This is a genomic window from Lysinibacillus sp. NPDC097162, assembly GCF_044762185.1.
GTDB lineage: Bacteria > Bacillota > Bacilli > Bacillales_A > Planococcaceae > Lysinibacillus.
On sequence record NZ_JBIWDT010000010.1, the window covers coordinates 16,733 to 38,961 of the forward strand.

A 22,229-nucleotide genomic window follows, 5' to 3' on the forward strand; every position below is an offset into this window, starting at 1 on the left:
ATGACATTCTCTATAAATATGTTATACTAGTAAGAAAAATGCAGTGAGGAGAATGACCCATGTTATTACGCGATTTTTTCATCCAATTATCTGAAAACCAACTATTAAATAGTGCTGCTAAAAAATACGGCTTAAAATTAGGTGCCCAAAGTGTGGTGGCTGGTACAAATATAGAAGAAACGATTGCAAGCATCAAAGAATTAAACGCACATAATATCTCTTGCACAGTGGATAATCTAGGGGAGTTTGTTGCGAATGAAGAGGAAGCTACAAAAGCTAAGGATCAAATCCTCGCTGTCATTGAAGCTATTCATGAAAACAATGTTGATGCACATATTTCGTTAAAGCCTTCTCAATTAGGCTTAGACATTGATGTTGATTTTTGCTACGACAATTTATATGAGATTGTAGAAAAAGCAGCAGCCTATGATATTTTTGTAAACTTTGATATGGAAAATTACGGCCGTCTACAAACATCATTTGATATGGTAGAAGAGCTTTCAAAAACATTCAATAATGTCGGTACTGTTATTCAATCATACTTTTACCGAGCAAAAGACGATCTTGAGAAATTTAAAAACTACCGTTTACGTATCGTAAAAGGTGCATATAAAGAGCCTGTGGAAGTAGCCTTCCAAGATAAGCTAGATATTGATTTAAACTATATCGAACTAATTGAATACCATTTATTACATGGTAAATTTACATCGATTGCTACACATGACCATAACGTCATTGCACACGTAAAGCGCTTTGTTGCTGATAACAATATTCCATTTGATAAATTTGAATTCCAAATGTTATATGGCTTCCGTACAGATATGCAAAAAGAACTTGCGAAAGAAGGCTATAACTTCTGTGTCTACGTTCCATTTGGCGAAGATTGGTACGGTTACTTTATGCGTCGCTTAGCGGAGCGTCCTCAAAATCTTAACCTTGTGACAAAACAAGTATTTACGAAGAAAACGAATACAGTTCTTGCTGTAGCAGCTGGTGCATTCGTTCTTGGTCGCTTAACAAAGCGCAAAAAGTAATAAAAAGAAGTTGGGACATAACTATTAAAATTTTAAGCAGATAATACCAGTTGATGGTAGCGAAGGCGGTGACTCCTGCGGAAACGCACGCAAGCGTAAGACGCAACAAGTCGCGCGTTAGCGAGGGTTGCGGCTTACGTGTGTGCCCGCCGTAGCGAACATCAACGGCATAGCAAAAAAGTGTTAGATTGATGGCAGTCAATCTAACACTTTTTCTGTTGGACATCTACTTTTTAAGGGTTTGTTGACCATAGACCTGCATGTTTTAAAACAACACGCGGATGTAATTTTAATTGAGCTACCATTAAGTCTGCTAAATCTTCTGCTTGCATGACTTTTTCCGGATTGCCATCAGTTAATTGTAATTCTACTGCCATATCAGTTGCAACAGTACTTGGTGTTAACGTTACAACACGAATATTATGTTTTCGAACTTCTAACATTAATGATTCACTCATGCCAATAACAGCCGCTTTCGATGCACTATATGCACTCGTAATCGGGGCACCTTTTTGACCTGCTGTAGATGAAATATTAATAATATCCCCTGACTCACGTTCAATCATTTCTGGTAGGACGGCACGTGTTGTGTAATAAACACCTTTAACATTTACATCTACAATATTCGTCCAATCTTCAGGTGTAAGTTCTAAAAACTTACCGAATTTCGAAATCCCCGCATTATTTACTAAAATATCGATTGGTCCTAACTCAGCTCGAATACTTTCTACAGCCGTTGTGATGGATTGCAAATTTGCTACATCAGCTGTAGCAATCGCGACTTTTACATCATATGCCTTTAGTTGTTTTTCAACTTGTTGTAAATTCTCTAATGTACGACCCACTAGCCCAACGTTGATGCCCTCTTTTGCAAAGGCGATGGCTGTTGCACGGCCAATACCACGACCGGCTCCAGTAATTAAAGCCGTTTTACCAGTAATAGTTTGCATATATCTTGCTCCCTTTTGAATAGTGATAGATAAAATCTATGTTTTTTAGCATACCTATTCGCCAATCAAAAGTACATTCAGAAGACTTACTTATTCCATCCTTTTTCCTTAAAGCGTGCAATAGCCTCAATACGGTTCCCGACATGGAGCTTCTCTAATATTGTTGAAATATAATTGCGCACAGTACCTGCCGATAAAAATAACTCCGCTGCAATTTCTTTTGTTGTTTTACCTTCTGCTACAAGTGTTAACACCTGACTTTCACGCTCAGTTAGTGGATTTTCACTATCGTCCTCGTAAACAAAATCAACAAGTTCAGGTGCGTAAATTCGTTTGCCATCTACGATTGTCCGAATAGCACTCACCAATTCCTCGATAGGACTATCCTTTAATAAGTAACCTCGGACACCTGCTTTTCTTGCTCGTTCGAAATAACCAGGTCTAGCAAATGTAGTTAATATAATTACTTTACAGTCTGAGCTCTGCAATTCTTCAGCCGCATCAAGTCCAGTTTTCACTGGCATTTCAATATCCATAATACAAATATCAGGCTGATGCTCTTCTACAAGCGCCAATGCTTCCTCACCATTTTTTGCTAACCCGACGACCTCCATATCTTCCTCCATACTAAGTAAGGAACGAAGTGCGCCTAATAGCATCCCCTGATCTTCAGCAATTACAATTCGTATCAAGCCATAACCCTCTTTCTATAGGTTCTTCAAATTTTCTTTAACTTTTTGATGTGTAATAGTCACCGGTATAGATACCGTTAAAGTAGTGCCATTTTCACTTTCTATTTTAAATGAACCATTTATAAACTCTAAGCGTTCATGCATCCCTTTTAAGCCATTACCTGACTTCAATGCTTGTTTTTTCGTAATCCCCTGTCCGTTGTCACGAACAACTAAGTGTACTTCTTTAAAATTTTGATGGAAGGCAATTTCACATTTAGTTGCTCCGCTATGCTTTACAATGTTCGTTACCGCTTCCTTTAAACACATAGATAAAACATTTTCCACGAGAGGTGGAACTTGCAATGATTCCTTATCTCCCTCAAAAACAAATTCCATCTCTGCCGCTTTTAAAATTTGAGAAATACGCATAAGCTCGTCTTCAAATCTAGTTGTCCGCATATCTGACACCAATTCTCGTACCTCTTTTAAGGCAATACTAGCTGTTTGACGAATATCCTTAATTTCAATTAAAGCTTGCTGTGGATCACGAGCAATCAGTCTCGAGGCTAAGTCGCTTTTCAAACCAATCATTGACAACTTTTGACCAAGCGTATCATGTAAATCACGTGCAATACGTTGTCGTTCCTCAAAGACAATTAATTCAGCTATTCGTTCATTTGCAGTTTCTAGTTGACCTTCTAAATTTTCACGCTTATTTTTCGAATAAATCGTTAAAGGTAGAAGTACTACTGCTAATATCGTTAGTACGACAAAAGGTAGCTGCGATAAAAATAAATGTAGCTCTACAAAGAAGCCAACTCCTGTAGAAATCACTGTAAAACCGATATGGAGCCCATACATTATGTAAAAGCCAACAGGTCTACGGATATTGCCTATGAAAAAGGCCGTAAAAATCGATAAATACACATAACCATACAATATAGTTAAAATAATATTAATGACCATTTCAAAGCTAATCCACATATACACTAGTCCGTTTTTAGAGTTCACAGAAAATCGATAAAAAATAAAATAGAGCATTAAAAAAGTTATCCCAATTGATATTTCAATGTACGATGATTTTCTGAATATAAAGAAAAACGGTAGAAAACAAAAAATAACCCATAAATAAACACTGAGCATAGGACTATTCGGAATGATACTATGCCATTTCTTCATCATAATCTCACGCTCTTTCCTACTTTTCCCTACATTATAACAAGAAAAGAATATTTGCGCCTTCACTTGCTATCCTGTAACTATCAAACGGACATATCCTTATTTATATAAAACAGCCATCCCAAAAAGAGATGGCTGGCTGTATTCTACTAAGCAGCAATACTGCCTTTCGCTTTTCGTTTTATAATTTCATTTACATCTTTAAAAGTTACAAATTTGCCAAGATCTTCATCGTATAATTTATAGCGTAAAGATTCTAAGCTTGTACGCAATGTAATTGTAGTAGCAGAGTGCAATGGCGGTGTTTCATTATGTGCTTTTTCAAGATTATAGTTCGGTACACGCGGTGCTAAATGGTGCACGTGGTGGAAGCCGATATTGCCTGTTGCCCATTGTAATAGCTTCGGTAGTTTATAGTACGAACTGCCTTCAACAGCAGCTTTTACATAATCCCACTCTGAATCGTGCTCGAAGTAAGAATCCTCGTACGTATGTTGAATATAAAATAACCAAATGCCAAGGGAACCAGCGACAAATAAAGTAACGCCTTGAACTAATAAAAATGCTTGCCAACCCATAGCGTAAATAAGACCTACACAGATACCTAAAATAATTATATTTGTTACGTAAGTGTTCGTGCGTTCCTTTTGTTTTGCATCTTTTCGGTTAAAACGATTCAAAATTAACACCATGTATAACGGCCCTAAGCCGAACATTACAAGTGGATTACGGTAAAAACGATACCATAAACGTTGACCTTTAGAACATTGTAAATATTCCTCTACTGTCATCATATCAATATCACCAATACCACGCTTATCTAAGTTCGAGCTTGTTGCGTGGTGGATTGTATGCTCACGCTTCCATTTTTCATATGGGAAAGATGTAATTACCCCAGTTACTAAGCCAACCCAGTCGTTTGCTTTTTTACTTTTGAAAAATGAACCGTGGGTACAATCATGGAAAATGATAAATGTTCTAACGACAAATCCAGCAGAAATAATACTTAAACCAGCAGTTAACCATGGCGAAACATCCACTAACATATAACCAGCAACCCATAGGACAATTAACGGAACAATTGTATTGACCATTTGAAAAATACTTTTACCTGTATCTGATTTCGCAAATGGCGCTACATCTTGGCGCAATTTCTTCGTTTTTTCTTTATCTGTTGCCATTCCCTTTTCCCTCGTTTCCTTTTGCTTATGACCTCATCATAAAACAAGAGTATAACTAGCAACAGACGCAAACATCATGAAAAGCGCATGACATTTGTCATACGCATCAACGATAGCCAAGTAAGATTTTTACTCCCCACTACGCATACGTTTTTATCATTAAAGCCCATTCACACTACTTTTGTGGTCCAGGTAAATGTAGTTGATAGAATACTAAATCCAACCATTCGTCAAATTTATAACCAGCATTTTTAATTGTTCCTGCATATTCAAAGCCTAGCTTCTCATGCGCCTTTATGCTTCCTATATTTTCTCCGTCAATACCAGCAACTAACGTTTTAACACCTTGCTCCTGTGCAAGCTTAATCAACTGATGCATTAACTTCGTTGCGATGCCTTTCTTATAATGGTCCTTGTGCACATATACCGAATGCTCCATCGTACACTTATAACCGGGGTAAGGACGGAACTGACTGTAATTTGCAAAACCTGCGACTACTCCGTTTTCTACATAGACTAGCAATGGATTACCAGCTGCTTTTTGCTCTTGAAACCATTGTTTCTTTTCTTCTAACGATTGTATCTCATACCTATACACTGCTTTACTCGTTAATATAATGTCATTGTAAATAACTAAAACCTCTGGCAAATCTTTTTCTTCCATAAATCGAATCATCCTATTCACGTCCTCACCATAAAAGAAATAGACCCCACCGATAACGGCAGGGTTGTACCTAATGCAACTATTTAATTTGCCTCACCACAAAGGGCATATTGGGCTTTGATTGGTCATACAATCACACCATTTCAATATCCGCAACACACCCCTCATAGACGTAGACGTTCACTTTATTAAGTTGGCATTAAACCTTCTCCATAAAGATAAGCCTTTTTTATCTATATTACACGTTAAAATATCTTGCATCTGGATGTGCAAAAACAATCGCAGATACGGATGCTTCTGGCTCCATCATAAAGCCTTCTGTTAAATGAACCCCAATGTCCTCCGGCTTTAATAAGCCAAATAATTTCTCTTGGTCTTCCAAGTTCGGGCAGGCAGGATAGCCAAATGAGAAACGTTGCCCTTGGTATTTCGCGGCAAAACGGTCGCGCATTGTGAAATCTGTATTATCAGGGAAGCCCCATTGGTCACGAATTTCTTGATGCATACGCTCTGCAAAGCCTTCTGCAAGCTCAAGAGCTGTTGATTGAAGGGCATGACTTTCAAGGAATTTTCCTTCCTCTTTTAACTGACGAGCTGTCGCCATAACACCTTGACCAGCAGTTACAACCATCAGTGCAATATAATCCATCTCTCCGCTATCTACTGTTTTCAAGAAATCAGCTAAACACATAAACGGTTCAACCTGCTGACGCGGGAAGGTAAAACGTTCAATTTCCGTTTTACTATCTGACGGATCATAAACGACAACATCATCTCCATCAGCTTGCGCTGGGAAGAACTGATACAAGCCTGAAGGTTTTAATAGGTCACTTTGTAAATAACCATCGACTAGTTGTTTTAGTTCTGTTGCCCGTTCATCTCCTGCATCAAGCAATTGCTGAACTTGTCCTTTTAGGCCTAAGTGGTGACCAATCAATGTTCGCATATTCACATATGGATATAAATGTGACACGGAATAATCCTTTTTCACATGACGACGAACATCCGCAGGCAGGAACACAGTCGCATCTTTTACTGTACGTACAGGCTTCACAGTAATTTCTTTCGCAGGTCGCGCTGCACGTTTCTCATCAGCCTCTAACCGTTTTTGACGTGAGTCTGCTATTTCAGCTAAAAAGTTTTCTCGCGTCTCTGTACCCATTAAACGATTTACTTGCTCTAGCCCCTGCATCGCATCTTTTGAGTAAATAACAGGACCTTCATATTCGTTTGCAATTTTCGTTTCAGTAAAGCGACGAGACAACGCTGCGCCTCCTACTAATATAGGAACATTAATACCTGCTGCTTTAAAGTCCTGGGCAGTGATAACCATCTGCTGAGCAGATTTAACAAGTAATCCCGACAGACCGATAAAATCAGGCTTTTCCTTGCGAATAGCCTCTATTAACTGTGATGGCGTTACTTTAATGCCTAAATCAACCACTTTATATCCGTTATTACTTAAAATAATATCTACGAGATTTTTACCAATATCATGCACATCGCCTTTTACAGTAGCAAGCACCATTTTCCCTTTACCAGAGCTGTCCTCATTTTTCTCCATAAATTGCTCAAGATGCGCTACAGCCGCCTTCATAACACCTGCTGATTGTAATACTTCCGCTACGATAAGCTGATTATCATTGAATAAGCGACCAACCTCAGCCATCCCTTCCATCAATGGTCCATTAATAATATCAAGCGGTGCGTCAAAAATTTCACGAGCGGCATCAAGATCTTCAATAAGCCCTTCTTTAGTACCTTCTAAAATATAATAAGCTAAGCGTCCTTCCACTGTTTTCGGAATATCTGCTTCAGTTTTCTCTTTCTTTTTATCACGATAAAAATCAGTAAATACCGCTAATGTTTCATCATTTGTATTGAATAATAGGTCATTTGCAAGCTTAATTTCCTCTTCAGGAATTGATGCATAACGCTCTAACTTCTCTGTGTTGACAATCGCGTAATCCAAGCCTGCCTGTGTACAGTGATATAAATAGACAGCATTCAATACTTCACGACCAACTGGTGGTAAGCCGAAGGAAATATTACTTACGCCAAGAACCGTTAACGTGCGAGGCAGTTTTTCTTTAATAAGACGAATGCCCTCGATTGTTTCAAGTGCTGAACCAATATATTGTTCATCCCCTGTACCAACTGGGAACATTAGCGGATCAAAAATAATATCCTCTGGAGCTAAGCCCCATTTCTCTATTAATAATTGATAAGAACGCTCGGCAATTTCTAGTTTACGATGGCGATCTACTGCCATCCCTTGCTCATCAATCGTACCGACAACTAAAGAGCCACCATATTTTTTCACTAATGGCATTACGGCGTCAAAACGTTCTTCGCCATCCTCTAGATTAATAGAATTGATAATGGCTTTACCTTGTGAAAATTTCAGCGCTTCCTCAATTACTTTCTCATCTGTAGAATCAATTACAAGCGGTACTTTTACTTTTTTAACAACTTCCTGCATAAAGCCACGCATATCCTCTAATTCATCACGATCTGGGTTCGCTAAGCAAATATCTATAACATGTGCCCCATTTTTCACTTGTGCACGTGCGATTTCTGCCGCTTCCTCATATTTACCGTCAATAATTAAATTTTTGAATTTTCGGGAGCCAATAACGTTCGTTCGCTCCCCAATAAATAGCGGACGCATCGAATCATCGTATACTAAAGGTTCAATACCAGATACAACATGACCATGTGTACTTTCCGGTAATTGACGCGGCTTTTCATCCTTCAGCACTTCTCGGATTGCCGCAATATGTGCTGGTGTTGTTCCACAACAGCCGCCAACAATATTAAGCCAGCCTTTTTCAGCAAAACCTTTTAATTTTTGAGATAAAGTTTCTGGAGATTCATGATAACAACCTTCCTCATCTGGCAAACCAGCATTTGGATAACAGCTAATATAGCCGGTAGAAAGCTCCGCTAACGAACGAATATGATCTGTCATAAACTCTGGACCTGTCGCACAGTTTAAGCCGACAGATAACGGCTTAATATGCTCAATTGATATGTAAAAGGCATCAATCGTTTGCCCTGCTAGCGTTGTGCCCATTGGCTCAATCGTGCCTGAAATCATAACAGGTAGTTCTTTTCCAGTTTCCTCAAACGCACGTGATACCCCCAGTGTCCCCGCTTTTACATTTAGCATATCCTGACTTGTTTCAAGAAGCAGTACGTCTGAGCCCGCTTCGATTAGTGCCTTTGCCTGTACATAAAAGTTTTCTTCAAGTTCATCAAAGGTAATACCGCCAGTTACTGATAACGTTTTTGTCGTTGGACCCATTGCTCCCGCAACAAAACGGGGCCACTCTGGAGTAGAAAACTCATCCACTACTTTGCGCGCAATTTCTACCGCACGTTTATTAATTTCTTCTGCCTTAGACCCAAGGCTATATTCATTTAATACGAGAGGCGTACCTCCAAACGTATTTGTACAAATAATATCCGCACCAGCCTCTAAATATTTACGGTGAACTTTTTCAAGCACATCAGGTCTAGTTAATACAAGATTCTCGTTACAACCATCAAGCTCCTCGCCACCAAAATCTTCTGCTGATAAGTTTTCATTTTGAAGCATTGTACCCATTGCGCCATCCAGAATTAATATTCGTTTCTCTAGTTGCTCTTCAATCAAGTGCTTAGCCATCTATACTTACCCCTTTTTTCTGTTCATCCAATTGCTCAATAAATTTCATTAACTCTAGCGTCATATCATAGCGTAAAAACGGTGTAATTAAGTAAATACCATTGAAATACTCTGCAGCTACTTCTACTAACTCTTTAGCAATTGCAATCCCTTCTAATGTTGAACGTTCCTTATCTTCACCACATGCCTTCATGCGTGACAGTGCATCGTCAGATAGTTTGATACCTGGTACTTCATGGTGTAAAAACTCAGCGCTCTTATAGCTCGTTACTGGCATAATACCAATATAAATTGGTGCATCTAAATGCTTTGTTGCCTCATAAATTTCAATGATTTTTTCTTTCGTATAAACTGGTTGAGAAATAAAGTAATCCGCACCATGCTCTATTTTTTTCTCTAGTCGAGCTACTGCTCGGTCTAGTACACGTACATTTGGGTTAAATGCTGCCGCTACAGAAAAGTTTGCCTTTTTACGAAGTGGCTTTCCGGAAAATGAAATACCGTCATTTAACTGTTTAATCAGCTGGATTAGCTCCATAGAAGATACATCATAAACGCTTGTGGCTCCTGGGAAATCACCTACCTTAGTCGGATCTCCAGTAACCGCTAAAATATCATGAATGCCAAGTGCATTTAAGCCCATTAAATGTGACTGTAATCCAATTAAATTACGGTCACGGCACGTTATATGCGTTAACGGTCGGACACCGTGCGTTTCCTTCAATAACGCACCCATTGCCACATTACTAATGCGGGGCGATGCAAGTGAATTATCTGCCATCATCACTACATCAGCGCCTGCTTCATATAATTTTTTCGCACCTTGAATAAAGCCGTCAATTTCTAAATGCCTCGGTGTGTCTAACTCCACGATAACCGAACGCTCGCGCTTTACCTTCGCGTGCAATGGCTCATACGTCGCAGGCTCTGCTTCACGTACAACCTGTACTTTTTCAGGCTTTGCTAACTTTTCTTCAATAGGTGTTAACTCTTCTAAATATTTTTTCGCTGCTGCTATGTGCTTTGGTGTTGTACCACAGCAACCACCGATTAAACGAACACCTTGGTCAACCAGTGCAACTGCGGCACGACCAAAATAATCAGCTTCTGACTCATATACGACACGCCCATCCTCTAAATCTAGCAAGGATGCATTTGGATATGCAGACATAAATGCTTTTTCAGGAAGCTCAACTCCTTCAAATGCTTGAATTGTATGATGCGGTCCTAAACGACAATTTACGCCTACTACATCTGCACCAAGAGCCTCTAACTCGTGCAATGCTTGATTTAATGCCATTCCATTTTGTAACACGCCCGGTTCATGCATCGACACCTGCGCAATAATTGGTAGCTTTGTTTTGGCACGTAACATTTTCAACGTTGCGCTTAACTCTTCGAAATCATAATACGTTTCAAGTAAAAGGCCATCTGGATTGCCTGCAAGTAACACATTTGCTTGCTCTTCAACTGTCGATAAAATTTCCTCTAACGTTGCATCACTTTTACGAATACCACGGATGCCTCCAATTGTGCCTAACACAAATTGTCCGCCATCTGCTGCAGCACGTTTCGCAATCGTGATTGCAGCTTCATTAAACTGCTGAACTCGCGATTCTAAACCGTAGCGTGCTAATTTAATCGCATTAGCACCGTAAGTATTTGTCTGAATCACATCTGCACCAGCAGCAATATATTCTTTATGGATTTTTTCAATTAACTTCGGTCTCTGTACATTCATTTCTTCATGGCAGTACTCCAAGCCGTAGCCATATAATACAGTACCAATAGCACCATCTGCAGTTAATACATGTGATTTTAACTTTTCTAGCAATCCCATAAAACGTAACCCTCACTTTCCTTGTATCCAAAAATATAAAAAGCCTTCTTTTAAAAAAAGAAGGCTTTAACGAATCGTAATTGTTTTTCCTTCTCATCTTCGACCAAAAAGGTCTTCTGGATTTAGCACCTGACATTAGTTGGTTGCTGAAGCTTCATAGGGCCAGTCCCTCGGCTTCTCTCGATAAGAATGTAGTATGAATTTTTCAAATAATTAAAAGAATCATATCGTTTACAGGCGATAGAGTCAAGACTATTTCACTTAACAAAGGAGATTTCTCCAGAAAAATATAAAATTTCCGCATTTGTTTTACCGTTATACTAGTTTTTCTCCAAGCTCTTCGCCTATTTTTTTACCATTTTGAATACAAGCACCAATGCCTACTCCGAAATAAGAACAGCCTGCAATCGATAAATTTGGATACCTTTCTGCAAGCTCAGCTGTTAAGCCCTTCAATGCCTCATGATGTGCTAAATCGTATTTTGGCATTTGATCAATCCATTTCGCAACATTAACTACAGTTGGCTTTTCATCAATCCCTAAACTTTTCTTTACATCGTCTAATGCGACAGCAGCTAGTTCTTCATCTGTCATCTTACGTAATTTTTCATACGCAGGATTGATGCTCTTATAAAAGAGTCGTACAAGCAATTTACTATTAGCAGATGTATGCTTCCATTTTCGACTTGTCCAAGTTGCTGCATTGCATTGGACATTTGAATTATGTGACACAATAAAACCCGTTCCATCTGCTGGTAGCACTGCATCCGGTACATCAAAACCTAAGTAAATTGTTATTGCAGAAGCTGTAGTAAATTCCTTAAAATAATGATCTAACGATGGGTCCTGTAATAAGCTTTGCACCGCTTCATTGGGCAACGCTAGAACAACGTGATTAGCCTCAAGCTTTCTACTATTTGCTAATGTAATTGTATATTGCCCTTCATGTTTCTTTACACTTGTTGTTGCTACACCTTTAATAATTTCTACTTCTGTTAACGTTTCTTCAAGGCGGTCAATTAGAGATGATAAGCCTTTTTTAAACGAAATAAACTTTTTATTGGAAGCTTTCATAAATTGTTCGCGATTTGCATCAAACCCCTTGATGATGCTACCGTATTCATTTTTATAATCGATTAAGTACGGCAATGTAGAAGCAATCGAAAGTTGATGTAGGTCACCAGAATATACTCCTGCTAATACTGGCGCTATTTGATTTTGCACAAGCTCTTCACCTAAGTAATACGTTAAAAACTCGCCTATTGAGCTTTCTTTCGTAAAACCTTTATTAGGCATCGTTAAGTCCTGTAATGCGATTTGCTTACCAGCTTCTGATACAAGCGTACTTGCTTCCAGAGATGCTAAACTCATAGGAATACCGAATGTTGAATCAGCTGGTATTGCATGTAATTCGTCGTTTGTATAGATATAAGATACACCTGTTTCGTTGTACACTAGCTCCTGTTCAAAGTTAAGCTCCTGTACTAGCTCCATAACGCCTTTATGACGAGCTACAATTGAATCAGCGCCCGTTTCCATTATAAAACCATGGTCATATGCGGAGTATAGCTTTCCACCTAAGTATGCATTTTTTTCAACAAGTACTAGGTTTACATCTATTTTTTTCTCCAATACTTGACGTTGTAGATAATGCATCGTACATAAACCTGTAATCCCGCCACCCAATACAACTATTGTTTCCATGAAGATCGCCCCTAATTTCTTTATTTATCTCCTATTAGTATAAACTGTTTTTGCAAACATTTACGTTCAACCCATTACAAATTTAGCAAAAATGAGGCAATCAAAAAATAAATAGCCATTGATTGCGCTACGGGTAAATTGTTTGAGTGCCTGGCACCCTTAATAAAAATCCACTTCGTTTTCCGTAAAGGAGGGCAAGAGCACAAAGACAATAACTCCTATCCTACCTGCGGAAAGCAAAGCGGATTGTAAATTAATTTTTTATTTAGAGGACATTTAAGCCCCATTTTATAAAATCATTAAATTAGTTTAAGTTTTGGGCAACATTCGCTAATTTATCTGCTGAATTTGTAACTTCATTAAATGCAAGTCCAAGCTCATTAAGAATCTCAGCCACAGCGAGCACTTCTTTTTCCATGCGATCATTTTGACACTTAGCTTGTGTCATAGCATCTAAAATTTTGTTAAATTGCCCCTCAGTTTGCGTCATGTTTTCCTCACCTGACGCAACTTCTTCCTGAATATGACTAAGTGTGTGAGCAAGCTTATCCGTTCGCTCCGTCGTCTTTTCTAATAATTTAGCTACGGATGTGACAGATTCCTTTGTTTGACTAGATAATTTACGAACTTCATCGGCTACTACACTAAAGCCTTTCCCCGCTTCTCCAGCACGAGCTGCTTCAATAGCTGCATTTAAAGCTAATAAATTTGTTTGATTTGCAATGTTCGTCACAACATTCATAATCGCTTCCATTTCCTTAGACATTTCTGTCAATTGCTTAATATTGTCTGTAATATCATCTACTGATTGAATAATGTTACTCATATTTTTTGATTGATGTTGTAGACGTTCCCGACCTTCAATCGCCTGACTTTCAGCTAGCGTACTGACCTGCAATGATCTTTTCGCCAATTCCTTAATTTCATGTGATTGATTATTTAATTGATGGAATGAGGCGTTTGTTTCTTCAGAAATTGCAGCAAGCCCCTCTGAAGATTCCACGATTTTTCTCTCAACTGCCTCTTTCTCACGTTCTACATTTTCCTTTAGTCGTTCGACTGTACTTTCAAAAGCCTCTAATACAAGCTGCTGCTCAAAATTAGAAATTTTAGAGATTGCACGAATTGTATTAAATTGGTCCATAGGGTGTTCTACATGTTTTTCTACCAAGTCAATAAATGAAATGGCTAAATCTTGGAAAGCACAAATATACCATTGTGTTCTAAGGCCTATATGTACATGTACTTTTGCGATACTTACTCGTCTTTTATAAAACTCTTCATCTATTGTACCGTTAAACATTTCAATAATATGACGGCGCAATGTGACCTTCAACTTATCTACAGAACTATGTTTATTAATAATATCTACTAAACTTTGCTCAGTTCCAATCATTCCATAAAATCGGTCTACGATTTGATTTATGTTGTCCTCAACAAATGGTTTAAAAGCCTTTAAATATTGTAAATCTAGTTTGGTCAAATTTAACATTTCAATCTGCTTCACCAATGTTCGTGAGTTCGGAACATCCATTGTCACTGAGTATTGTTGTAAATCTAATGGCATTGCCTTTTTCTGTTTTTGAAAAATCACACTTTTCCCTCTTTCATATACATGTTCTTTTGAAGAGCTGAGCATAATCTATTTCCGTTTACCCAAATATATTTATAAATATACGAAAAAATACCACGACCGCTAATAAATTAACAAGAAAATAATATAACAAAATAACATCATAATAATCAATAATTCATTAATTTTACATTTTAAAATTACTCATTTACAATATACACTTTAAATATAATTGTCAATTTATATTAACCTATTTTTTACCATTTATCATTATAATATTTATTACTAAACCAAAAAGTTATCCATCATGGAAATGTGATAAAATTACTAATTCAACATTTTCCGTTAGCTATATCTACGGTCTTTTTACTAATTAAAGAATATTGTTTGAATTACTACGAGCATAATTAAGTAGCAGCAATTTCACTATCTATCATTTATTCATTCCAAAGAGGTCAATCAACCTAAAAAAACAGCTAAAAACAGTTCTAAAAGACCAATACCGAGATAGTTAATAAATAGTTCTAAATAATCACAATAATCATTGACCAATTATGCAAAGATTTAATCCATTGCGTCCTTATTTCTTTGTAATGTCGTATAAGCATTATTTTCTTTATAACAGCAAAAAACCCGCAATGGCTAGTTTATAGCTAACCATTACGGGTAATTCCAGTATAACAACAGTCGGAATTTACAAATTATCTATCTCCTCAAGTAATTGAGACGCTTCTTCAATCCCTGCTTCTGCAGCAAGTCCATACCATTTCTTTGCCTCTTTAATATTTCGTGGTATACCTTCACCTTTATTGTAAATGTGGCCAAGTTGTAATTTTGCTTCAGGATCTCCTTGAAGTGCCGCTTGCTTGAACCAATGAATACCTTTTTCAATATTGCGGATTCCCGTTAACCCCTTGCTCCAAATAAAGCCCAAATCATAAAATGCATCTACATGATATTGTTCAGCAGCTCTTTCAAACCAATATAAACCTCGATTTACATCACGAGTTTGCCCTAAATGACCTTCTAAATAGATTCCACCAAGCCTGTATTCCGCTTCAACATAGCCTGCCTCAGCCGCTTTTTTATAGAAGTTAAATGCCAGCTGTTCATCTATCGCAATCCCTAGCCCTTGCTCATGCATAATACCTAATGTAAACATTGCCTCAGCCACACCTTGTGTTGCGGCAACATCAAACCATTTCTTTGCAAGTACCATATTTTCTTGTACACTTTCCCCATTAAAATACATATCAGCTAAGTTATTGGCTGCATCTGCATGCCCTTGATTTGCAGCAGCTTCATACAATTGGAACGCCCGATCATAATTCTCGTCTACACCAATACCCTCAAAATAATAGTTAGCAAGTGCATATTGAGCATTTGCACTACCTTGTTTTGCTGCTAGTTCAAACCATTTTATCGATTTTTCGGGTTGGAAAGGTGTATCATCGTTTGTACTATAATATTCTCCTAGCTCAAACTGGGCATCTGCATCTTGTTCTTCAATTGCTGCTTTGTATAAATCAATGATTTCTTCATGATCTAAATCTTCTTCTTCAAATAGTTCGACCGCTTCGTCCTGTTTCATAACATACCATTCCAGTATATCGAGAACATCATCCACAACTTCTGTTGTATAAGCTAACTTCTCTAAAGAAGTAATTTGCCATATTAAAATATAAATAGGGAGTGGTATTGCCTCACGCAATAAGTCATCGTATTCTGCTAACAGTGTTAAAACATTATCTTGTACTGTTTGTGTTTGCTCTGGATGTACAATTTGCAAGTGACGTTGTTGTTTTTTTCTTAACAATCCTTGAATAACTTGATATAACATTTTTTGCAAGGTCGTCAGTTGTACTTCATCCAAATTGAGTAAAGATAAATTTTGTGCAAACCATGTATTCTGTATATGTGTTAGCTGTTGTAAGGACTCCGTTCGTTCCTTATTTTGCTTTGCTAAAAATTGCCCATACATTTGTTTTCCCCCCTTGCACACTATGTAAAAAAACTGCCTTGCTACTATTATATGGAAGGCAGTTCAAGAATGGTTACACATATGCTCTTAACATGAGTCCTATTAATAATGTAATGACGAAAAAGACCGTTACATGTACCCATTTATACATTTCTAATAAACCGATAAATTCCCGAGTAAAAGCGTTAGGTATATAATACAACGCTGTTTTAGAACCTACACCTTGTGCATCTAGCTTTGCCCTTCTAGCATAAATGCTTGCGCGGAATACGTGGAAGTTATTCGTAACAAAAAGGGAACGATATTTCCTTCCTTGCGCATGCGCATCCATAGTTGCTTTTGAGAAAGCCATATTCTGTTCTGTATTTGTTGATCTATCTTCCATCAATATTTTGCGATGCGGTATTTGGTATTCATCTATTATATATGTTTCCATCGCAAACGCTTCTGAAACTTTTTCATCACTTCCACGCCCACCCGAGACGATAATAAAGGGACGTTCCCCATATTTTTTATATTGCTTAACAGCTTCATCTAAACGACTTGCTAGCAGAGGGGGAACTTTGTCACCGATAAGGCCCGATCCGAGCACAATAATATAACGAGGCTCGTATGTTAACGGTGTAAAATGATAAATAATAGCGTAGACCATCACACTTGTATATAAAAATACTGTATAAGCAAAAATCAAAAATGCATAAAAGAAAAGAATATGCCAAAATCCATTTTCGATATTTGTAAAAAATATAAAGACATATCCAATCATCATTAATAGGAAAGCCAATCCAAATACAGCTAATAATAAATTTCGAATTCTTCGTCCTTCTTTTTCAAGTAGGATTTTGCTATTGAAAAACATCGCGATAGATAATAACAACATTATACTAGGGATAATACCAAACAACGTCATTATGCCCATCTTGGACACAATGCCTTGTTCGTTAATGAATAATGCATAACGTGTTGTTATTCCTACAAATAAATTCAAGCCTATTAATCCTAAAACTACAGCATTAAAGAATCGCCTTTTTTCCGTAATATATAGCATTAAAAATACTGAAATCAATAATGTCATTGTTGGTAGCATTACATTTACCCCTTTCCTTCCTTACTATTCCCCATTCAGCAGTATATTGACACTACTTGTTCATATATTGCAAATTTCCTAAATTACAGGTAGTGAATATTTTATTTTTCACTATAGTTCATGTAAAATTACTATTAAGAACTAGTTTATGACAAAATATAAAATTATATTGGAGGAATGTAAGTAATGAAAAAAATTATTGCTGCTCTTTTCGCAGCGACACTTATGTTTGCGTCAGTTGGTGCAACATTATTAATTTCGGACACACCGACTGCTGAAGCGAAATCTTATAAGTCAGGTAAAAAAGGCTTCTCAAACAATAACAATAGTTCAAATATCCAAAAATCTCAGGATAAATCTAAAGACCAAAATAATGCTACAACAAATAAAAATAATACTACGTCTACAAACAAAACAGATACTACTGCGAAAAAAGGCGGCTTTTTCTCTGGTGGCCTAATGAAAGGCTTAATGCTAGGTGGTTTAGCAGGTCTATTATTCGGTAGTCTATTTAGTGGTCTAGGAATGCTTGGTAATATTTTAGGCTTATTAATCAACGTTGCTGCAATTGTTGTTATTGTGATGCTTGTCGTTAAAATTATCAATATGTTTAAAGATAAAAAACGTAAAGAACAGGAAGCTACACAATGGCACAAATAATTAACGAACAAGATATTATCAATGCGATTTGCCTATCACAGGCATATCATAAAAATCTTCGCCCAGAAGATGTACTTGTTGAGTTAACTTATGATGATGAATCAGGCTTCGGCGCAGAAGTTGAAACAAATGGTCAAATGGAAGTTTTAAATACTGCCGCTATGATTGGCGCTCTACGTGTATGGATAAAAGACGTTCTACACCAAGACCCTTTCTCAACAGGTATTGAGTTAATATTAGATGATGAAGAAGGCATTATTGCCAAACTATCATAGTTCTTAACAAAAAGAATAGCCGTTCAATAAATCTTACAGTCGATTTATTGAACGGCTTTTTTGTAGGATTCATGGCCGTAAATCTCAACTATATTGGCGACATTACATTACCCTCACGAACACTTGCTGTTGATTATTTTAATAGCTCACTAAAGTTAACAAAGATTTTAGCTGCATGACTACGCTTTGTTGGCGCTTCTGGAGAAAATTTTCCCTCACTCCCTATTACAATACCAAGCTCATATAGCATTGTGATAGCATTTTTCGTCTCTTCATTATAGCTATCTATATCTGTAAAGGGTGTACTACTTTTCGCAACATATGCTTGATTGAGCTGCTGATTATATGCGCGGTTAATCATTAATGCTAATTGCGCACGTGTAATTGGCTGACTCGGATTAAACTTGCCATCAGACCCTTTAATAAGCCCATGGGCGTAAGCTGCTGCAATTTCTGCTTGTGTTTCTGCATCGTAGCTTGCAATATCTATGAATGGAGCTTTGTCTTTCGTTGTTAAACCTAAACTTCTAACGAGCATTGCCGCTGCTTGGGCACGTGTTATATTTTGTTCAGGTCTAAATGTTCCATCCGCATAGCCCTTCAAAATGCCTGTTTCAGCTGCTTTTTGAATAAACTCCGTTGCCCAATGATTTTTTATATCTAGAAATTGTACTTTACTACCTGTTGTAAATGTTGCAGTTGGACTTTGAACACTTTCATTACCAGCCGCATCTAACGCTTTTATAGCAACTGTATAAGCAGTATTTTCTGTTAAACTATCGAGCGTTATCGTCATTTGATCAGCGTTAACTGTAGAGTAGAGCTTATCATTTACATAAACATTGTATTTCGTAACACCCTCATTATCTGTTGCTGCTTGCCAATTTACCTTTGCCGCTGTACTACTTTCAACATTGACTTGGATTGCAGAAGAGGCATCCCATAATGGGCTTGCTTTAATAATTGGTAAAAATGCTTGATTTGCTACAGCTAGATAGCCTGCTTCACTTAAATGAATGTTTTCTGGATTTGGTAAATAAGTTGGCACATCTTTAGCCACAACGTCGAAAGTCGGCACAAATATTGCACCTGCTTTTTCGGCAGTTGTTTTAATAGAAGCATTCATAACACCTAATAGCATTTTAAATTGTGTCTGCAGCTCTTCGCTATAATATGGGAAAGAATTATAGTAGCCCATAACATAAATTTGCACTTGCGGGTTCAGCTTTTTAATTTCCGCTAAAATGGCGGCTATATTACTTATCGCTTCTTGCGATGTTTTTAAAATGGCCGCAGTATCTATACCCGTTGTTGTTGCTTCTTTTAAAATAGGCAATAAATCATTCGCACCAGCAGTTAACGTAACTAGCTCCGCTTCCTGAATCGACGCTCTAAGCTTTGCACGATCATTTGTATAACCAAACCCAGTCACAGGTTTTTCTACGTCACCTTGTAAGTCTGCCAACACATTTTTCGTTGTATAGCCTGAATAGGCAAAGCCTTTATTATAAGATGTTAACAAACCCGCTTGTTGCAATGCCTGTGCAACAAAATCTGTATAACCAAGACCTATTGCTCCAACCTCATTCATGCCATGTGCCAATGAATCACCTAGCGCCACATAATCAGCTTGTACGACCCAGCTTGGCGCAATGTCATCTTGCTTATTCTCTGCACTTGCTCCTACAGGGACTATTAACTGTAAAGCTAGTACACTAGCAGCTAAAAAACGAAATTTCTTTGAAAATTGCATATTCCCACTCCTCCTGCACATCTAATAATTTCTAGTTTACTAGATTGAGGATAAAAATGGGAACATTAATAGTAAATACCTAAAATCGCCCTATATTCACCTAATGATTTACCCTATTCAGACTGGACCTTTCCGTAGACGCCTCCTCCACCAACTGCAATATTTAATTGTCCTGTTCTAGCTAAATCAATCATCTTTGCTATTTTAAGTGGCACAATTTCTGCAAGCTGCTCGGTTGTAATACGATGTAAAATTGTCATTTCAGTTCCAAATGCGTGAAGTAATCTTTCCATCATTTTCGGACCTAAACCTGGTATAAAATCAAGTGGTACTTGATGAATATACGGTGGTCTCTCACGTTCAGCACTATTCAAATCAGATAGTTCCATTATTCGAGTCGCAACGCCTTTCACGATTTGTGAACTTCCACACGACCTGCAAATTGTATCCCCATCGTTTAACTGCTTACCACATTTAGCGCATACTGTTTGATGGTATTTGCCAAGCAATGGGTTTAACCCATAATTAGCTATTACGCCTCGCCCATCCTGTTCATGGAGTGCCATCTTTAATTCGGTAAAATTAGCTGCCTTTAATCGTAGTTTTTGATATTCACGTGCAATTTTGCCAAGCGAATGAGCATCCGAATTAGTCACAAATGTATACCGCTGAATTTCCCGTATATTTTTTACCATATTGGTATCAGAGCTTAAACCAAGTTCTATAGCATCTATAAGCTGTGGATCAAACACTTCAGTTAAACTGTGGTGAACGCCTCTTCCAAATAAACTTTTAAATGGTGTAAAAACATGCGCTGGAATAAAAAGACCCCCTAATTCTCGAACTTTTTGTTGTAGCGCTTGTCCATCACAATAAATACGCTGTGAACTTAAATGAATGTTTTTCATAAAGCCTCTCATCCAATTCGAAAAATCCTCCATCACTGCGATAGTAGGAAAATAAGCTAGCACATGAATTGGACCATGACAGTTGCTATCATAAATCTCAATTTCCGAGCCTGGAATAAGCGTAGTTTCTTGAAACCGAAGGCCCCCTTCCGATAACTCTTCTAGTTCACCGCGTTTTATCATCATCTCCATCTCAGCAAGTACTTCTGGCGAATGACAATCAATTATGCCGATTATATCAAGCCCTTTTTTTGCACTAGCCATCTCTAAAATTCGCGATAATGTTAAAGTTTTACTTCCCGTAATCTTCACTGCTCGCCCACTCATTGTTCGTCCAATGTGAATATGTAAATCCGTATAATAGTCCTGAAACATGTATACAGCTCCTTTTGTTCGATTATAAAATGAAAAAACCTTACATTGCTGCAAGGCGTTTTCATTATTTAAGATGGATGGTTTTGATTTGTACTATTATCAGTGTCGTATGAACCTGAACCTTGATTTGGTGTTGCCGCTGCATCATAAGCAACTAAAGTAACACCAATTTTCTTTTCTAGCTCATTAATTTTTTCAAGCTGTGTGTGATCTAATTGTGCAAATTTAATCTCTTCCATATTCGTCACGCATCCTTTCAAAAGTAACGTTCCCCGAATATCTCACAACTATACAAAAATTAAACCGCAAAAATCTTCTGAATTGTTTTGGTGACTTTGTTTTGGTGACCGGCATTAGCATAGACCCTAACAAAAGCATCAGACTTCCTATATCATAAAAATCCACTTCGCTTTCCGCGGGCACATTGTAAGCCGCAACCGTCGCTGCGCGCCGCTTGTTGCGTCTTACGTTACGTGCGTTCCCGCAGGAGTCTGCGTGGATTTTTACTTGGTTAACCATAAAATTCAATACTTACACAGTAAATTATTTGTGTGACTGGTGCTCCGCATATACACCTAACAAAAGCTTCAGACTTCCTATATCGCAAAAATCCACTTCGCTTTCCGGCGGGCACATTGTAAGCCGCAGGAGTGTGCGTGGATTTTTACTTGGTTATTTATAAATACCCTACTTGCAATGCTTTATGCAAATTGTATCAGAA

The 22,229-nt window shown here is 37.7% G+C and carries 17 protein-coding genes and 1 riboswitch; of the genes, 3 read left to right on the forward strand and 14 right to left on the reverse strand.

What is annotated here, in order from left to right:
- Positions 1 to 59: 59 nt before the first annotated feature.
- Positions 60 to 1,034, forward strand: a complete 975-nt coding sequence (locus ACIQXW_RS22940) for a proline dehydrogenase family protein (protein ID WP_340822165.1) — start codon at positions 60 to 62, stop codon at positions 1,032 to 1,034.
- Between the two features lie 233 nt (positions 1,035 to 1,267).
- Here ACIQXW_RS22940 and ACIQXW_RS22945 read toward each other — a convergent pair whose 3' ends face one another.
- From ACIQXW_RS22945 to ACIQXW_RS22995, 11 genes are all read right to left on the reverse strand, one after another.
- A complete protein-coding gene (locus ACIQXW_RS22945) occupies positions 1,268 to 1,984 on the reverse strand; it encodes a 3-ketoacyl-ACP reductase (protein WP_402765860.1) in 717 nt (238 codons plus the stop codon).
- 86 nt (positions 1,985 to 2,070) lie between these two features.
- Entirely contained in the window at positions 2,071 to 2,676 is a 606-nt protein-coding gene (locus tag ACIQXW_RS22950; RefSeq protein ID WP_340822163.1) for a response regulator, read from the reverse strand.
- A gap of 15 nt (positions 2,677 to 2,691) precedes the next feature.
- Positions 2,692 to 3,837, reverse strand: coding sequence for a sensor histidine kinase (locus ACIQXW_RS22955; RefSeq protein WP_445669072.1), 1,146 nt, complete (start codon positions 3,835 to 3,837; stop codon positions 2,692 to 2,694).
- Between the two features lie 149 nt (positions 3,838 to 3,986).
- Positions 3,987 to 5,018 (reverse strand): Delta(5) desaturase DesA, encoded by a 1,032-nt coding sequence (gene desA, locus ACIQXW_RS22960; protein WP_340822162.1) that lies wholly within the window; start codon positions 5,016 to 5,018, stop codon positions 3,987 to 3,989.
- A gap of 175 nt (positions 5,019 to 5,193) precedes the next feature.
- Positions 5,194 to 5,694: a GNAT family N-acetyltransferase gene (locus ACIQXW_RS22965; RefSeq protein WP_402765864.1), complete on the reverse strand. Its 501-nt coding sequence runs from the start codon at positions 5,692 to 5,694 to the stop codon at positions 5,194 to 5,196.
- A 226-nt stretch (positions 5,695 to 5,920) separates the two neighbouring features.
- Positions 5,921 to 9,352: a methionine synthase gene (metH, locus tag ACIQXW_RS22970; protein ID WP_402765867.1), complete on the reverse strand. Its 3,432-nt coding sequence runs from the start codon at positions 9,350 to 9,352 to the stop codon at positions 5,921 to 5,923.
- Positions 9,345 to 11,192 carry a bifunctional homocysteine S-methyltransferase/methylenetetrahydrofolate reductase gene (locus ACIQXW_RS22975; protein ID WP_340822159.1) on the reverse strand — a complete coding sequence of 616 codons (1,848 nt, stop codon included), beginning with the start codon at positions 11,190 to 11,192 and terminating at the stop codon, positions 9,345 to 9,347. The genes metH and ACIQXW_RS22975 overlap by 8 nt, the downstream gene beginning before the upstream one ends.
- 90 nt (positions 11,193 to 11,282) lie before the next feature.
- A riboswitch (SAM riboswitch) is annotated at positions 11,283 to 11,382 on the reverse strand.
- 125 nt (positions 11,383 to 11,507) lie between these two features.
- Positions 11,508 to 12,896, reverse strand: coding sequence for a protoporphyrinogen oxidase (hemG, locus tag ACIQXW_RS22980; RefSeq protein WP_402765870.1), 1,389 nt, complete (start codon positions 12,894 to 12,896; stop codon positions 11,508 to 11,510).
- Positions 12,897 to 13,200: 304 nt separating this feature from the next.
- Positions 13,201 to 14,490 (reverse strand): protoglobin domain-containing protein, encoded by a 1,290-nt coding sequence (locus ACIQXW_RS22985; protein WP_340822155.1) that lies wholly within the window; start codon positions 14,488 to 14,490, stop codon positions 13,201 to 13,203.
- 673 nt (positions 14,491 to 15,163) lie between these two features.
- Positions 15,164 to 16,450: an SEL1-like repeat protein gene (locus ACIQXW_RS22990; RefSeq protein WP_402765874.1), complete on the reverse strand. Its 1,287-nt coding sequence runs from the start codon at positions 16,448 to 16,450 to the stop codon at positions 15,164 to 15,166.
- A 73-nt stretch (positions 16,451 to 16,523) separates the two neighbouring features.
- Positions 16,524 to 17,537 (reverse strand): YdcF family protein, encoded by a 1,014-nt coding sequence (locus ACIQXW_RS22995; RefSeq protein WP_402765877.1) that lies wholly within the window; start codon positions 17,535 to 17,537, stop codon positions 16,524 to 16,526.
- Between the two features lie 186 nt (positions 17,538 to 17,723).
- Here ACIQXW_RS22995 and ACIQXW_RS23000 point away from each other — a divergent pair, with 186 nt between their 5' ends.
- Both ACIQXW_RS23000 and ACIQXW_RS23005 read left to right on the forward strand, forming a co-directional pair.
- Positions 17,724 to 18,197 (forward strand): hypothetical protein, encoded by a 474-nt coding sequence (locus ACIQXW_RS23000; protein ID WP_340822152.1) that lies wholly within the window; start codon positions 17,724 to 17,726, stop codon positions 18,195 to 18,197.
- Positions 18,185 to 18,472 (forward strand): DUF2653 family protein, encoded by a 288-nt coding sequence (locus tag ACIQXW_RS23005; RefSeq protein ID WP_402765880.1) that lies wholly within the window; start codon positions 18,185 to 18,187, stop codon positions 18,470 to 18,472. Before ACIQXW_RS23000 ends, ACIQXW_RS23005 begins: the two co-directional genes overlap by 13 nt.
- Before the next feature lie 133 nt (positions 18,473 to 18,605).
- On the opposite strand, the gene ACIQXW_RS23010 is transcribed toward ACIQXW_RS23005, so the two are convergent.
- From ACIQXW_RS23010 to ACIQXW_RS23020, 3 genes are all read right to left on the reverse strand, one after another.
- Positions 18,606 to 20,225, reverse strand: coding sequence for an S-layer homology domain-containing protein (locus ACIQXW_RS23010; protein ID WP_402765882.1), 1,620 nt, complete (start codon positions 20,223 to 20,225; stop codon positions 18,606 to 18,608).
- Between the two features lie 113 nt (positions 20,226 to 20,338).
- Complete coding sequence (locus ACIQXW_RS23015) at positions 20,339 to 21,508, reverse strand: endonuclease Q family protein (RefSeq protein ID WP_402765885.1); 1,170 nt, start codon at positions 21,506 to 21,508, stop codon at positions 20,339 to 20,341.
- Between the two features lie 68 nt (positions 21,509 to 21,576).
- Positions 21,577 to 21,747 (reverse strand): hypothetical protein, encoded by a 171-nt coding sequence (locus ACIQXW_RS23020; protein WP_340822147.1) that lies wholly within the window; start codon positions 21,745 to 21,747, stop codon positions 21,577 to 21,579.
- Positions 21,748 to 22,229 lie beyond the last annotated feature (482 nt).